Source organism: Bacillus sp. z26 (assembly GCF_058313635.1).
The window spans coordinates 387,174-403,065 of the sequence record NZ_JBZFQM010000002.1 but is presented as its reverse complement, the minus strand read 5'-3'; the positions used below and the strand labels follow the sequence as shown (position 1 = coordinate 403,065).

At 39.5% G+C, this 15,892-nt stretch carries 17 protein-coding genes; all 17 read left to right on the top strand.

The genetic code is table 11. The features are described from left to right. The first annotated feature begins 49 nt into the window (after window positions 1-49). The gene (locus tag AC4G3K_RS07165) at window positions 50-283 is read left to right on the top strand and encodes an acyl carrier protein (protein WP_491076862.1); all 234 of its coding nucleotides are present in this window, start codon (window positions 50-52) and stop codon (window positions 281-283) included. A gap of 184 nt (window positions 284-467) precedes the next feature. After that, on the top strand, window positions 468-1,193 hold the full coding sequence (gene rnc / locus AC4G3K_RS07160; protein ID WP_491132902.1) for a ribonuclease III: 726 nt from the start codon (window positions 468-470) through the stop codon (window positions 1,191-1,193). A 42-nt stretch (window positions 1,194-1,235) separates the two neighbouring features. Beyond that, window positions 1,236-4,805 (top strand): chromosome segregation protein SMC, encoded by a 3,570-nt coding sequence (gene smc, locus AC4G3K_RS07155; RefSeq protein ID WP_491077186.1) that lies wholly within the window; start codon window positions 1,236-1,238, stop codon window positions 4,803-4,805. Window positions 4,806-4,818: 13 nt separating this feature from the next. After that, entirely contained in the window at window positions 4,819-5,808 is a 990-nt protein-coding gene (gene ftsY, locus AC4G3K_RS07150; RefSeq protein ID WP_491076864.1) for a signal recognition particle-docking protein FtsY, read from the top strand. A gap of 363 nt (window positions 5,809-6,171) precedes the next feature. Then, window positions 6,172-6,510 carry a putative DNA-binding protein gene (locus AC4G3K_RS07145; protein WP_491132901.1) on the top strand — a complete coding sequence of 113 codons (339 nt, stop codon included), beginning with the start codon at window positions 6,172-6,174 and terminating at the stop codon, window positions 6,508-6,510. A gap of 11 nt (window positions 6,511-6,521) precedes the next feature. Further along, window positions 6,522-7,868, top strand: a complete 1,347-nt coding sequence (gene ffh / locus AC4G3K_RS07140; RefSeq protein WP_491132900.1) for a signal recognition particle protein — start codon at window positions 6,522-6,524, stop codon at window positions 7,866-7,868. Between the two features lie 95 nt (window positions 7,869-7,963). After that, window positions 7,964-8,236 (top strand): 30S ribosomal protein S16, encoded by a 273-nt coding sequence (gene rpsP, locus AC4G3K_RS07135; RefSeq protein WP_491076867.1) that lies wholly within the window; start codon window positions 7,964-7,966, stop codon window positions 8,234-8,236. A gap of 14 nt (window positions 8,237-8,250) precedes the next feature. After that, entirely contained in the window at window positions 8,251-8,481 is a 231-nt protein-coding gene (locus AC4G3K_RS07130; protein WP_491076868.1) for a KH domain-containing protein, read from the top strand. Between the two features lie 990 nt (window positions 8,482-9,471). After that, window positions 9,472-9,858, top strand: coding sequence for a YlqD family protein (locus AC4G3K_RS07125; protein WP_491076869.1), 387 nt, complete (start codon window positions 9,472-9,474; stop codon window positions 9,856-9,858). A gap of 16 nt (window positions 9,859-9,874) precedes the next feature. Next, window positions 9,875-10,393: a ribosome maturation factor RimM gene (gene rimM, locus AC4G3K_RS07120; RefSeq protein ID WP_491133245.1), complete on the top strand. Its 519-nt coding sequence runs from the start codon at window positions 9,875-9,877 to the stop codon at window positions 10,391-10,393. Then, window positions 10,393-11,133: a tRNA (guanosine(37)-N1)-methyltransferase TrmD gene (gene trmD / locus AC4G3K_RS07115; RefSeq protein ID WP_491076870.1), complete on the top strand. Its 741-nt coding sequence runs from the start codon at window positions 10,393-10,395 to the stop codon at window positions 11,131-11,133. The genes rimM and trmD overlap by 1 nt, the downstream gene beginning before the upstream one ends. Before the next feature lie 135 nt (window positions 11,134-11,268). Beyond that, a complete protein-coding gene (gene rplS / locus AC4G3K_RS07110) occupies window positions 11,269-11,613 on the top strand; it encodes a 50S ribosomal protein L19 (protein WP_491076871.1) in 345 nt (114 codons plus the stop codon). Window positions 11,614-11,754: 141 nt separating this feature from the next. Further along, entirely contained in the window at window positions 11,755-12,312 is a 558-nt protein-coding gene (gene lepB, locus AC4G3K_RS07105; protein WP_491076872.1) for a signal peptidase I, read from the top strand. Between the two features lie 19 nt (window positions 12,313-12,331). After that, entirely contained in the window at window positions 12,332-13,195 is an 864-nt protein-coding gene (ylqF, locus tag AC4G3K_RS07100) for a ribosome biogenesis GTPase YlqF (protein ID WP_491076873.1), read from the top strand. Window positions 13,196-13,278: 83 nt separating this feature from the next. Beyond that, window positions 13,279-14,052: a ribonuclease HII gene (gene rnhB, locus AC4G3K_RS07095; protein ID WP_491076874.1), complete on the top strand. Its 774-nt coding sequence runs from the start codon at window positions 13,279-13,281 to the stop codon at window positions 14,050-14,052. A 15-nt stretch (window positions 14,053-14,067) separates the two neighbouring features. Next, a complete protein-coding gene (locus tag AC4G3K_RS07090) occupies window positions 14,068-15,561 on the top strand; it encodes a hypothetical protein (protein ID WP_491132899.1) in 1,494 nt (497 codons plus the stop codon). After that, window positions 15,558-15,830, top strand: coding sequence for an EscU/YscU/HrcU family type III secretion system export apparatus switch protein (locus tag AC4G3K_RS07085; protein ID WP_491076876.1), 273 nt, complete (start codon window positions 15,558-15,560; stop codon window positions 15,828-15,830). The genes AC4G3K_RS07090 and AC4G3K_RS07085 overlap by 4 nt, the downstream gene beginning before the upstream one ends. The last annotated feature ends 62 nt before the right edge of the window (window positions 15,831-15,892 follow it).

Genomic DNA, 15,892 nt, shown 5'->3' with positions numbered 1-15,892 from the left:
AACCCTTGTACAATAGACTAGGGTATGATGCTTGAAGGGAGGTGAAGTTGTGTCAGACGTACTAGAAAAAGTATCTAAAATAATCGTGGATCGCCTTGGTGTAGACGAATCCGAAGTTACACTTGAAGCTTCTTTTAAAGATGATCTTGGTGCTGATTCACTTGATGTAGTTGAATTAGTTATGGAACTTGAAGATGAATTCGGTATGGAAATTTCAGATGATGATGCTGAAAAAATTGCAACAGTTGGCGATGCTGTGAACTACATAAAAAGCCAAAACTAATTAGTTTCCTTTGAAAAGCTCCGTATAAATACGGGGCTTTTCATGCTATTATATAAGATGTCTGTATATATGAAAAACACTTAGATTAAAGGAAGACGTTTCTTTTTGTACCTTTTCCATTTCTATGGATTTATATATACTAAAATGTGAGAAACTTTTTAGTCAGATTTAGCAGGGGGTCAATATGCAGAAAAGTAAACGAAAGACAAATACTGATGCGGATTTCATAGCATTTCAGGAAAGGCTTGGTGTATCATTTAACAACATCAACCTATTAAAACAAGCATTTACACATTCATCCTATGTGAATGAGCATCGTCGAAAACCATATGAAGATAATGAAAGATTGGAATTTTTAGGGGATGCGGTGCTGGAATTAACTGTATCGCAATTCTTATACAAAAAGTTCAATACGATGAGTGAAGGAGAGTTAACAAAACTTAGGGCGGCAATTGTTTGTGAACCTTCCCTTGTTAAATTTGCCCTTGAATTTTCTTTTGGACCTTTAATTTTATTGGGTAAAGGGGAGGAAATGACAGGTGGAAGAGAACGACCGGCTCTTCTGGCAGATGTCTTCGAAGCGTTTATCGGCGCCTTATATTTAGATCAGGGATTAGATGTTGTGATTGAATTTTTAAATAAATCAGTCTATCCAAAAATTAATAACGGTGCTTTTTCTCATGTGATGGATTTTAAGAGCCAGCTGCAGGAATTGGTTCAAAAAGACGGAATTGGTATACTGGAGTACAAAATACTGAATGAAAAAGGCCCTGCTCATAACAGAGAATTTATAGCGAGAGTATCCCTGAATGGACAGGAGTTTGGGGCAGGTAAAGGCAAGTCAAAAAAAGAAGCAGAACAGCATGCTGCACAGCAAGCACTTATTCACTTGCAGAAAAGCAGTAAATAAATAATTAAAAGGCAGTTGGGTACCATGTCAGAAGATAAACAATTGTTTTTGAAACAGTTGGATATAGTAGGATTTAAATCTTTTGCTGAACGTATCTCCGTTGAATTTGTCTCAGGTGTAACTGCTGTGGTAGGTCCGAATGGGAGTGGCAAAAGCAATATAACAGATTCAATTCGTTGGGTGTTGGGTGAACAATCTGCAAAATCGTTAAGAGGAACCAAAATGGAGGACATTATCTTTGCTGGAAGTGACTCCAGAAAAGCTCTTAACTTTGCGGAAGTTACGCTAACATTAAATAATGAGAGTCAGTTCCTTCCGATTGATTTCCATGAAGTTAGTGTCACAAGAAGGGTAACCCGTTCTGGTGACAGTGACTTTTTCATTAATAAAAAACCATGTCGACTTAAAGACATCGTTGACTTATTCATGGATTCAGGCCTTGGGAAGGAAGCTTTTTCAATCATAAGCCAGGGAAAAGTAGAAGAAATTTTAAGTAGTAAAGCTGAAGAACGACGCACGATATTTGAAGAAGCAGCTGGTGTATTAAAATATAAAACGAGGAAAAAGAAAGCGGAAGTTAAGCTGGAGGAAACAAGAGCTAACCTAAACCGTGTTCATGATATTCTGCATGAATTGGAGGGGCAGGTGGAGCCGCTTCAAATCCAGGCATCTATCGCCCGTGATTATCTTCAGCAAAAAGAGGAGCTTGAGGAGTTTGAAGCTGCCTTGCTTGTATACGAGATAGAGGTCCTTCATGAAAAATGGACAGCTTTGTCAAAACAGCTAAAAGAGCATCAAACAAAGGATTCCGAATTCAGTTTATTAATTCAGGATAAAGAATCTGAAGTAGAGGCGATTCGCTTACAATTAACAGAGCTTGATAATCGAGTTCAATCACTGCAGTCTACCTTGTTATCTGTCAGTGAAGAACTGGAGAAGGTAGAGGGGCGTAAGCAAGTCCTAATTGAAAGAATGAAGAATGCGAGCCAAAATAAGCAGCATCTCGAAAAAAGTTTGCAAATTTGGAGAGATAAATTAATTCAGGTAACAACTATCCGAGATGAAAAAATGGGTAGGTTACATCATCTACAGGCTGAAACGAAAAAATCGAAACAGAAATTGCAAGAGAAACAAAGTTTGCTCAGTAACTTTGATGGAGATTTGGAAGCTAAGATTGATGCGTTAAAAAGTGAGTACATTGAACAGTTAAATCAGCAGGCAGCGGCAAAACATGAGCTAACCTATCTGGAACAGCAATTAAGCCAGCAGCAAAATAAACATGCAAAGCTGGATCGGGATAATGAAAAATTATTGTCTTCCAGGGAACAGGTTACAGCTCGTTTGAAGGAAACGGAAATTCGCCTTCATGCCATCCAGCATGATTTGGAAAATCAAATTCACCGTTATCGCGACTTGCAGCGCTCACATGAAAATTTAAAGACTCAATATGAAAAACAAGAAAAAACTCTTTATCAGGCTTATCAATACTTACAAAAAGCAAAATCAAGAAAAGAAATGCTTGAAGAGATGGAAGAGGACTACTCCGGATTTTTCCAAGGTGTAAAGGAGATTCTGAAAGAAAAGAATAAAAATTTACATGGAATTGAGGGAGCTATTGCTGAATTGCTTCACGTGCCAAAGGATTATGCTATTGCGATTGAGACTGCATTAGGCGGAGCTTTACAAAATATCGTTGTAGAAGAAGAACAACATGCCCGTTCAGCAATCGCCTTCTTAAAACGAAACCGGTTGGGGAGAGCTACGTTTTTGCCTTTATCAACTATCAAAGGCAAGCATGTTCCATTACAGATATTGCAGACTGCCGCGTCCCATCAGGCCTTTATTGGGCTTGCTGCTGATCTTGTGCAGTTTGATGAGAAATATAAAGACGTCATAGCGAGTCTTTTGGGTAATGTTTTCATTGTAAAAGATTTGGTTGGGGCCAACGAAATTGCAAAACTTGCCGGATATAGATATAGAATTGTCACTCTTGAAGGAGATATTGTCAGTCCTGGAGGAGCGATGACGGGCGGAGCAAACAGGCAATCTGGTTCTTCAATTCTTTCGCGTAAGGGTGAAAAAGAAGAGCTGGTCGATAAAATCTCTCAAATGGAAGAACAAACAGCTAAACTGGAAGCGCATGTTAAGAAAATAAAAGCGGATTTAGCTGAGTCTGAAAAACAAGTCACCCGCCTTCGTGAAGCCGGGGAGACCCTTCGTCTGAATGAAGAGTCCATTAAAGGACAAATACGGGAATTGAAAATTGAAGAACGCAATGTTAATGAACGCTTGACCATTTATGATATGGAAAAATCTTCGCTCGATGAAGAGCGTCATATGAAAGAAAATCGTAAGAAAGAATTGATAAACAACCTTTCCGCTTACGATTTATCCATAAAACAAATGGATGCTGATATTAGCAGGTATACCGAGCAAAAGCTGATGGATCAATCGAGTAAGGATGTCCTGGTTGAGGAATTGAATGAACTAAAGATTCAATTAGCCTCAAAAACAGAACAGCTCCAGCATCAACAAAATGAAGTGGAGCGTTTGACGTCTGAATTGAATGAAGTAAAACAAAACATACGTGATAGTGAAGAAGATCTTTCCCTGTTAAATGGCGAAATGTCATCGAGTTCCACAGGTGAAACCAATTTGGAACAAACTGCGGCAGAGAAGCTTGAACAGAAAGAACAAGCGGTACGTGATATAAAGGCATTGCGTACAAAGCGAGAAGAATTATTAAAGCTTGTTGAAGAAAGTGAAGTTGAACTAAAAGAGTGGAAACGTCAATATAGAGGTTTAACTGAAACATTAAAAGATGAAGAAATTAAGCTGAATCGATTAGATGTAGAAATGGATGCCCGACTAGATACGCTGAGAGAAGAATACATGCTCACATTTGAAGCGGCTAAAAAGCAATATCAACTTACGGTGGAACCTGAAGAAGCCAAACGGAAAGTCAAATTAATCAAGCTTTCCATTGAAGAGCTGGGAACAGTCAATATCGGTGCAATTGAAGAGTATGACCGTGTTTCTGAGCGATATGAATTTTTATCTGCCCAAAGAGATGATCTGCAGGAAGCAAAAGATACATTGTTTGATGTTATTGAGGAAATGGACGAAGAAATGAAGCGCCGTTTTGAGATTACCTTCAATGCGATAAAAAAGGAATTCAATGTGGTGTTTCCATCGTTGTTTGGTGGAGGACGAGCAGAACTTAAATTAACGGATCCGAATGATATACTGAATACTGGTGTGGAAATTATTGCGCAGCCGCCGGGTAAAAAGTTGCAGAATCTCAGCTTATTATCAGGCGGAGAACGTGCATTAACGGCAATCGCACTTTTATTCGCGATTTTGCGGGTAAGACCGGTACCGTTCTGTATACTGGATGAAGTGGAAGCAGCGCTTGATGAAGCGAATGTATACCGTTTTAGCCAGTATTTAAAGCAATACAGTAAAGAGACCCAATTTATCGTGATAACACATCGTAAGGGAACAATGGAAGAAGCTGATGTTCTGTACGGTGTTACGATGCAGGAATCAGGAGTTTCAAAGCTGGTATCTGTCCGTCTGGAGGAATCCAGGGAATTGATTGAATCAACATAAAGGTGGTAAATACATGAGTTTTTTTAAGAAGCTAAAAGAAAAATTTACTGAACAGACAAGTACTACATCTGAAAAGTTTAAACAGGGATTGACCAAAACAAGGGACTCATTCTCCGAAAAGGTCAATGATTTGGTTGCTCGCTACAGAGAAGTGGATGAAGACTTCTTTGAGGAGCTTGAAGACGTTATGATTCAGGCAGATATCGGTGTCGAGACCGTTATGGAACTGATTGATAAATTGAAATTCGAAGTTAAACGCCGCAATATTAAAGATACAAAAGACGTACAAAGTGTTATTTCCGAAAAGCTTGTAGAAATTTATCAGGCTGGCGAGGAGCAAACTAATGCGGTTAATATTCAGGACGGACAGCTGACCGTCATCCTGTTTGTTGGAGTAAATGGTGTTGGTAAAACGACAACGATTGGGAAGCTTGCTCATAAATATAAGAGTGAGGGTAAAAAGGTGCTTTTGGCAGCAGGTGATACATTCCGAGCCGGTGCCATCGAACAATTGGAAGTATGGGGAGACCGGGTTGGCGTAGACGTCATTAAGCAAGGTGCCGGTTCCGATCCTGCTGCGGTTATGTACGATGCCGTACAGGCTGCCAAATCACGTAAAGCGGATATTCTTCTGTGCGACACTGCGGGGAGATTGCAAAATAAGGTTAACCTTATGAAAGAGCTTGAAAAGGTTAAAAAAGTTATTGAGCGGGAAATCCCAGGTGCTCCACATGAAGTGCTGTTAGTTCTCGATGCCACAACAGGACAGAATGCACTAATCCAAACAAAAACGTTTAAGGAAGCAACGGATGTTTCCGGGATTGTTCTGACAAAGCTGGACGGGACAGCGAAAGGCGGAATCGTCATTGCGATTCGCAATGAGCTCGGCATACCTGTTAAATTTGCAGGTTTGGGAGAGCAAATAGATGATTTGCAAGTATTTGATGCTGAACAATTTGTGTATGGCCTGTTTGCTGAATTAGTAGACAAAGCAGAAGAATAAACCTGTACGATAGGGAGAGTCTGGGATCAATCTCAGGCTCTTTCGTTATGTAATAAAGGTGTAACAGAAATATTATATATAGTAGACTTGCGAATTCTTATGATGCTTCATTGTTCCTTGTAACAATCAATATAGGGAGGAGCTGTTTAAGAGAGCGGGACAGCGCTAATCATTGAAATAATCTGTTATTTTACGAAACAAATGAGTCAGGTTCTGCCTTCTATTCTGAATCTTACATTGACCTAAAAACCTTGGTAAAACTAGCTTTATCTCTTTAGGAATGGGTTCTTGACATTCTTTGATTTACCGATTAAACTTGTATATTGTAAAGGTATTTCACTTAACAGAGTTGGAGGGTCAGTAATGCTTGAGAAAACAATGCGGATCAATTACCTATATGACTTCTATCAATCATTGCTGACACCGAAGCAAAAAAGTTATATGTCTCTGTATTATCTGGACGATTATTCCCTGGGTGAGATTGCCGATGAATATGAGGTGAGCCGCCAGGCCGTTTATGATAATATTAAGCGAACAGAAGCGATGCTTGAAGAATACGAGGCTAAGCTTTTACTGTTTCATAAATCACAGGAACGCAGCCTTTTGCTCAATAAGTTAGGAAGTTTAACAGAACAGATTAATGAAAAACATGTTAAAGAACAACTGATTGAGATTATAGCATCTCTTGAAAAGTTAGATTAGGAGGCGGCATAATGGCATTTGAAGGTTTAGCCGACCGACTGCAGGGCACATTGCAAAGAATTCGAGGCAAGGGTAAAGTTACGGAAGCCGATGTAAAAGAAATGATGAGAGAAGTAAAACTCGCACTTCTTGAAGCGGATGTTAACTTTAAAGTAGTTAAGGATTTTATCAAACGTGTCAATGAAAGGGCTATTGGTCAAGAAGTTTTAAAGAGCTTGACACCTGGTCAGCAGGTAATCAAGGTTGTTAAGGAAGAATTGACGGAATTAATGGGTGGGGAACAAAGTAAGATTGCTGTTTCAAACCGTCCGCCAACTGTTATCCTTATGGTTGGTTTACAGGGGGCCGGTAAAACAACAACTACCGGTAAACTGGCTAATCTGCTCCGTAAAAAATATAATCGTAAACCAATGCTTGTTGCTGCCGATATTTATCGTCCCGCAGCGATTAAGCAGCTTGAAACATTAGGTACTCAACTCAGTATGCCGGTATTTTCTCTGGGAGATCAAGTTAGTCCCGTAGAAATTGCCAAGCAAGGGGTTGCCAAAGCTAAAGAAGAGCATTGTGATTATGTGTTAGTTGATACGGCAGGGCGTTTGCATATTGATGAGAATTTGATGGGTGAATTGGCTGAAATTAAAGAAGCTGTGAAACCTGATGAAATTTTCTTAGTTGTAGATGCAATGACCGGACAGGATGCAGTCAATGTAGCTAAAAGCTTTAACGACCAACTCGAAATCACCGGTGTTATTTTAACCAAACTGGATGGAGATACACGTGGTGGTGCAGCATTATCTATTCGTTCAGTAGCTGAAAAACCGATTAAATTTGTCGGTATGGGCGAGAAGCTGGATGCACTTGAACCATTCCACCCTGAACGAATGGCTTCCAGGATTCTTGGAATGGGCGATGTTCTCACACTGATTGAGAAGGCTCAAACGGATGTGGATGAAGATAAAGCGCGTGAGCTTGAGAAGAAGATGCGTACAGCCTCCTTCACATTTGATGATTTCCTGGAACAACTTGCACAGGTCAAAAAAATGGGACCGTTGGATGATATATTAAAAATGCTTCCAGGTGCAAATAAAATTAAAGGAATGAACAATCTTTCCATTGATGATAAACAAATTGCTCACGTAGAAGCTATTATTCAATCAATGACTAAGAAAGAGAAGGAACAGCCTGAAATTATCAATGCCAGCAGACGTAAACGGATTGCCAAAGGAAGCGGAAGACCGATTCAGGAAGTAAACCGCCTTCTGAAACAATTCGAAGACATGAAGAAAATGATGAAGCAAATGACTGGCATGCAGCAAAAAGGCAAGAAAAAAGGCGGCTTTAAGCTACCTTTCATGTAAAAAAATATAGGTGTTAAGAAAAAACACTTTACAAGGGTATATAGATTTGGTAATATACTATCTTGTGTGATACTATTCGGAGGTGCAAGTATAAAATGGCAGTAAAAATTCGTTTAAAACGTATGGGTGCTAAAAAGTCCCCTTTCTATCGTATTGTAGTAGCAGATTCTCGTTCTCCTCGTGACGGTCGTTTCATTGAAACTGTTGGAACTTACAACCCGGTTGTAAACCCAGCTGAAGTGAAAATTGACGAGGAACTTACTCTACAATGGCTTCAAAATGGTGCTAAACCATCTGACACAGTTCGTAACTTGTTGTCTAAAGAAGGCATCATGGAAAAATTCCACAACGCGAAGCAAAGCAAGTAATATAAAGGTCCGTTATGATAGAACTGATTGAAACAATCGTAAAGCCTCTTGTCGATCATCCGGATGACGTGACCGTATCAATGGATGAACAAGCCAGTAAGATTGTTTACGCCCTTTCAGTCAATCAAAATGACATGGGTAAAATAATTGGCAAGCAGGGGCGCGTAGCTAAAGCTATTCGAACAGTAGTGTATACCGCTGCATCCAAGAATGACAAAAAAGTCTATCTGGAAATACGCGATTGAAAAAAAGGAGGGAGTAATCCCTCCTTTTTCTTATATACTCATGAATCTTTGGTGAGGTACTAGGAGTGGTTATGGCTTACCCCCCTTAGAGCCACTTGTCCTCCTCAGGGGGGCAGAGTAGCGTGATGATGTTCTTATAGGATTCGGTTGTGGTGATTATTTAAAGTTATACATTAGCTTAATCACTATAGATTTATCGACAAATAAAGTTTTCTTAATTATTAATGGAACAAGGTGTGCGGCAACCAGTCCAAATGAGCTGGAATCCTGCCAAACTGCGCAGGGATCCAGCCAAACTAGTCGAGAATCCAACCAATTTAGTATTTTGTGTAGTCTTCGTTCCTTAAAACGAGGCCCTTCAGCTTTTTGTCTAATCTAGCTTCAACTCCTAGGCCCTCGAGTCATAAGCAAATACTCTAAGGGAGAAGACCACCCTTCGAGTATTCGTCTTATGCTTTTCGGAGGCCTACAGGATGTAGGTCACGAAGACGTTGCCACAGGACGTGGCGATCTTAGCCTTCGTTCCTTAAGACGAGCTCTTTCAGCTTTTTGTTCAATCTAGCTTCAGGGCCTAGAAGCTCAGGACATAAGCAAAACCTCTACGGGGGAGACCGTCCCCTCCGAGCCTTTGTCTTATGCTCCTCGCTTCTGGGCGAGGCCCTTCAGCTTTTTGTTCAATCTAGCTTCAAGAGCTAGGAGTTCGGGTCATAAGCATAGCCTCTACAGGGAAAATCCCCCTTTCGAGCCTCTGTCTTATGCTCCTCACTCCTGAACGAGCTCTTTCAGCTTTTTGTTGTCTTTTTAGGTGGTTTCGGGATAGTATTAACTTAGGAATGCTGATGGGGATTTGTTTGATTTTTAAGTGGAGACATCCATACATATTACCGCAAAAGAAAGTAACTATAATGATGCTTATAATGGACAGTTTTTACGATTCCTTTAGTGCCGTACTAAAATAGGTTGATTGGTATGTAGGAAAGAGGTGCCGTAATGAAAATACTTCAAAATGTTATAGTGAAACAGGTATTGACAGAAAAGAGCAAGCAGCAGCTGCTGGAGCAATTTGAATCTAAAAAAAACGTGCTGAATAAAGAATGTGATCAGTTGCGTTTTGAATTAAAAAAATTGGAAAAAACAAAGAAATTCCAGCCAGCTAGTTTAATAACTCATTTTGAGAAAGAAATTGATATACGCAAAGAAAAGGTGAAGTTGCTCGACTTTCAAATACAACAGCTTGATATTCTTCCTTATGGAAGTGAATTGAAGGAACGTGAAGTTCAGTCGATAATTGATATTGAAGTAGGGCAAAATTGGGAAGAAGTTGTACAAACTAAAACAATCATCATAAAAGATGGCATCATTGATGAATTTAAATAGAGGTGAACAGAAAGAAATGCAAAAGTGGTTTAAAGTTGGGAAGATTGTCAATACTCACGGAATTAAAGGTGAGGTAAGAATTGTTTCAAGTACAGATTTTCCGGAAGAACGATATAAGAAGGGAAGCACATTATATATCTTCAAAAAGAATTCTGATCAACCGATTGAAGTTACTGTGCAATCTTCAAGGCAACACAAGAACTTTTATTTGTTGACGTTTGCCGGTCATGACACGATAGAAGCGGTAGAAGCTTATAAAGAGGGAGTTCTAAAAATTACCGAGGAACAAATGAGCAGCCTTGGTGAAGGAGAGTATTATTACCATGAAATCATTGGATGTACGGTGTGTACTGCAGATGGTACCGAAATCGGTGTGGTAAAAGAAATTCTTTCACCGGGCGCGAATGATGTATGGGTCATCCAAGGAAAAAGCGGTAAAGAAGTTTTAATTCCTTATATCGATGATGTCGTAAAAGAAATTGATGTAGATACTAAAATGATTACGATTGATCCCATGGAAGGACTGCTGGAGTAATGAGAATTGATATCCTTACATTATTCCCGGAAATGTTCAGTGGTGTCTTTGGATCTTCCATCCTTAAGAAGGCTGCTGAAAAAAAAGCAGTGGAATATCATACACATAATTTTCGGGACTACTCTGATAACAAGCATCAATCTGTAGATGATTATCCATATGGCGGCGGAGCTGGGATGGTTTTGAAGCCTCAGCCGATTTTCGATTGCTTAGAAAAAATCACCCCGGAAGAGCAGGAGAAGAAGCCAAGGGTTATCCTTCTATGTCCACAAGGGGAACGCTACACCCAAGCCAAGGCGGAAGAGCTGGCGAAGGAAGATCAGCTTATTTTTGTATGCGGACATTATGAAGGGTATGACGAGCGGATTAGAGAATATGCCGTGACTGATGAAATATCAATCGGTGATTTCGTATTAACCGGCGGAGAGCTTGGAGCCATGGTGATCATTGATAGTGTTGTTCGTCTCTTGCCTGGAGTTCTGGGCAATGAGGATTCACCGGTACTGGACTCATTTAGTTCAGGTCTTCTTGAGCATCCCCATTATACCCGCCCAGCTGATTTTCGCGGAATGAAGGTACCAGATGTTCTTGTATCGGGTAATCATAAATATATTGATGAATGGAGAAAAAAAGAATCTCTGCGCAGAACTTGGCAAAGACGTCCTGATCTATTGGAGCATTATGAGTTATCTGAAGTAGAAAAAAAATGGCTGGAAGAAATAAAAAGTGAAGATAGATAGTTGCAAATCAGGTGTTTTATGTGATAAGATACTGTTTGTGAGTTAGGGTGTAAAGCCTTTTCTCTTTATAACAATGTTCCGCTGTCATGATCTTAAAGGGCTGATAAGAGCATTGGGTGGAAGGAGTTGAATACGATGCATAAATTAATCGAAGAAATCACGAAGGATCAATTAAGAACGGATCTTCCTTCTTTCCGTGCCGGTGATACTGTAAGAGTACACGTTAAGGTTGTTGAGGGAACTCGTGAACGTATTCAGGTATACGAAGGCGTAGTAATTAAGCGTCGCGGAGGCGGAATCAGTGAAACTTTCACAGTCCGCAAAATTTCCTATGGTGTAGGTGTTGAACGTGCATTCCCAATGCACACACCACGTATCGCTAAATTGGAAGTTATCCGTCGCGGTAAAGTACGTCGTGCTAAGCTTTATTACTTGCGTAACCTACGTGGTAAAGCAGCGCGTATTAAAGAAATCCGATAATTACGTGTGTAACGTGAGTGGATACAGGGAGCTTGTGCTTGCACAAGCTCCTTTTTCACATTATATATATAAAATTATTGATTTTTGATGTGAAATGTATATATTTATACATAAAGGAAAGATATAGGCGGTGTTTCGAAAATGGGTAAATCTAAAGGGAAAAATGAGATCTTTGAGTGGATTAAAGCTTTAGTTATAGCTGTTGTATTGGCAGCAGTTATCCGATACTTCCTATTTGCACCTATATTGGTTGATGGTTTATCGATGATGCCAACGCTGCATAATGAAAATAGAATGGTAGTCAATAAATTATCCTATAAAATCGGTGAACCTGAGCGATTTGATATAGTCGTTTTTCATGCCACAGAAGAAAAAGATTACATTAAAAGAGTAATTGGTTTACCTGGTGATAAAATAGAATATAAAGATGATACGCTTTATATTAATGGAAAGGCTTATGAGGAGCCTTATTTGAATGAGGCGAAGGAACAAGTTATTGACGGACCTTTAACTGAACCGTTTACACTGGAAGAAATTATTGGCCGTGAGACCGTCCCTGAAGGTGAAGTGTTTGTAATGGGGGATAATCGCAGATATTCTAAAGATAGCCGCCATATTGGAACGATAAAGCAAAGTGAAATTCTAGGCAAAACCAGTCTTGTGTACTGGCCGTTAAATGAATTTAGAATTGCTGACTAAAGACTGAAAAGGTGAAGGTATGACTATACAATGGTTTCCCGGGCATATGGCGAAAGCCCGACGTCAAGTAACAGAAAAATTAAAGCTTGTTGATATTATATTTGAGTTGGTGGATGCAAGGCTACCTCAATCATCAAGAAATCCGATGATTGATGAAATCATCCAGCACAAACCGCGGCTGGTTATTTTAAATAAAGCTGATATGGCAGATCAAAGTAAAACAAATCAATGGTTGGCCTATTTTGAAGCTAAAGGAATTAAAGCAGTGGCGGTAAATGCACATCAGGGAACCGGCTTGAAAAGCATTATGGCTGGAACTCAAGAAGTGCTGAGAGAAAAAATAGAAAAAATGAAATCAAGAGGTATAAAACCACGTGCAATCCGAGCGATGATTGTCGGAATTCCGAATGTAGGTAAGTCTACTTTAATCAATAGGCTTGCAGGAAAAAATATTGCTAAAACAGGAAATATGCCAGGTGTCACAAAAGCGCAGCAATGGATCAAAGTTGGTAAGGAACTTGAACTATTGGACACGCCGGGAATCTTATGGCCAAAGTTTGAGGATCAGCAAGTAGGTTATAAACTGGCTATAACGGGTGCTATTAAGGATACAATCCTGAATCTCCATGATATTGCCATCTATGGATTGAAATTCCTGGAACGGGATTATCCTGCGCGTTTGCAGGAAGGGTATAAGCTTGATGCAATCCCGGAAGAAATTGTGGAGGCCTTTGACCATATTGGAAAATTCCGTGGATGTTTAGCAGGGGGCGGTTTGGTCGATTATGACAAAACAGCTGAATTGATTATAAGAGACATCCGTACACAAAAATTTGGAAGATTAACGTTTGAATCTCCATCTGATCTGGAAACTGATGTATAATAAATAAATTGTAGACCCCCTGAGATGGGGGTCTTTACATTTGCTTGGATAAACCGATAATAACTAGGAAGGAAACTGGGGTAATGAAGAATTTACTTACGATATCAGAAATAAAAAATAGATTGATGGAGATACAAACTATGGAGGATCCCTTCATTGAGGAATGCCGCCAGGATAATCGTAAAGGTGTTCAGGCAGCTCTGTCAGTCTTTGAAAAGTCGATAGCAAGAAAGGAAGCAGAAAGACGTCATTTCGAGTCTATATCCGTCTATGAGAGCCAATTAAGAGAAGAAGGATATAAATATATCGTAGGTATAGATGAGGCTGGGCGTGGGCCGCTTGCGGGTCCTGTAGTAGCAGGAGCTGTTATCTTGCCTGAAAAGTTCTATTTACCTGGACTCAACGATTCCAAACAACTCTCTGTAGCAAAAAGGGAGCAGTACTTTGAGTACATACAGGAAAAGGCGCTTGCAGTCGGAGTTGGTATTATCCACAGTCAAGAAATAGATGAAATAAATATATATCAGGCAGCAAAAAAGGCGATGCTTTCCGCAGTAAATCAGTTAAGAGTATTCCCCGATTATGCCTTGATTGATGCGATGGAATTGGAATTGCCAATCCCGCAAATATCGTTAATTAAAGGAGATGCTAAATCCATCTCCATTGCAGCGGCTTCAGTAATTGCCAAAGAAACGAGAGATAGGCTCATGAAAGAATATGCGCAGATTTACCCGCAGTATGGTTTTGAAAAGCATATGGGATATGGCACGAGCAGTCATCTGGAAGCAATAGAAAAGTATGGACCGGTTGATTGGCACAGGATGACATTTGCTCCTTTAAAAGATAAACAGAACTGAGAGAGGTGTGATGTTTTGCAGCCTGTCATGAACATAGAGTCATGGATGAACAAACTCGAGTATAGCAAAGTATCATCGGGTTTTCGCGATGGTCAAATATTCGCCGGTAAGATAACAAAATTTTACCCTCACCAAATGGCGGAAGTGGTGGTGAATGGGACCAAGTTAATGGCAAAAATGGAAGTGCCGGTTGAAGCCCATGTACGCTATTTGTTTCAGGCCAGTCTTCTTGAAAACGGATTGGTTCAACTCAAGGTTGTGCCATCAGGGAGTGGAGGATCCAAAAATGATTTGCCGAATCAACTATTAAATTTATTCCAAGTAAAAAATTCAAAGCTTGGTTCAGAACTGGCTGAAATGGTGGCTTCCAATCAGATGGCTGTTACGAAGGAAAGTTTTACGACTGCACTAAATTGGTTGAATACATTAGAGAATCCATCCAGTGGATTACCGGTAGCTAAAATGGCATTTATGAATCAGCTGCCGGTTCATAAAACCGCATTAGATGCACTTCTATCCCTGCAAACAGGAAAACCGCTAACTAGTATGCTTGAATCATTGTATGAACAACTTAAGGTTAATTCTGAATCTGGCAAATTCACTCACATGGCAAAAATGGTAGACGATATTCTTCAAACAGGTAAAAGTGAAGTCTTTCAAAAAATAGCCTTGAGCTTTTCGGATGAAGATGTGGAACTGATTCAAAAAGCAGGGGTATATTTTAAAGAAGGACAAGCATTTGCATCAAATGAATGCCCTAATAGATTGCAGGAATGGATTGAAAGAGTTAATAAGGGGGTTAGCAATCGACCGCCTGAATTAACAGCTGAAGAATGGGTAAAGGTCCAGGGGAAAATTTTAAACAATGATATGTTCAGTCATCTCAGTCTCGATAAAGACAATACATTATACAAAGTGTTGAATTCTATCATGCAATCACTGGGAATAGGTGGAGTAAAGAATCAATCGGAACAGCAAGGGACAGGTATGTTAAAAGACATATTACTGCAATTAATGACTGAAAATACACCCATACTGCTAAAAAATCAGGCTGAGAATATTCTCACAAGATTAGCCGCATTTCAATTAGTATCACAGGAAACTGGGCCATTACAGAATGTATTTATGCAGATTCCTGTACCATTTCCTGCAGTTGAAAATGATGTAACTTTACAATGGACTGGACGAAAGCGTGAAGATGGGACGATTGATCCTGCTTATTGCAAAATTGTATTTTATTTGGAGCTGCTACACTTAAAAGATACCGTTATCGATATGAACATCCAGAACAGGGTCATTAGTTTGAAGATATGGACTGTTAAGCAAGAAGAAGCTAATGGAGCTTTGAATTCCCTTTTGCCCATATTAAAGGAAAATCTGGCGGAGAAGGGCTATTTGTTATCGACGGTAAAAATAGACGATTTCACACAAAGAAAGACCACAAATTTGGATATGGACAAACCAAAGTATCCTGCATCAGGATATATCGGAGTGGATTATAAAATATGACGACAAGCAGAAGAACTGCCTCTGTTTTAAAATATGAGGAAAATCAGGATGTATCTCCAAAATTAATAGCTAAGGGAAAAGGGATTATAGCGGATCAGATTGTAAAGGAAGCTGAAAAATATCAAATTCCAATTCGGAAGGATCCCAGTCTTACAGAGTTACTGTCACAACTTGAGATTAATCAATCCATACCTGAGGAGTTATATCAGGCTGTAGCTGAGGTTTTTGCCTTTGTTTACAAAATAGATCAAAAAGTAGATATCAAATAATGGAATTTTATCAAAATATAAATCTGTTAGAAGGTTGAAGAGATTTATGGAAATTTCAGTGA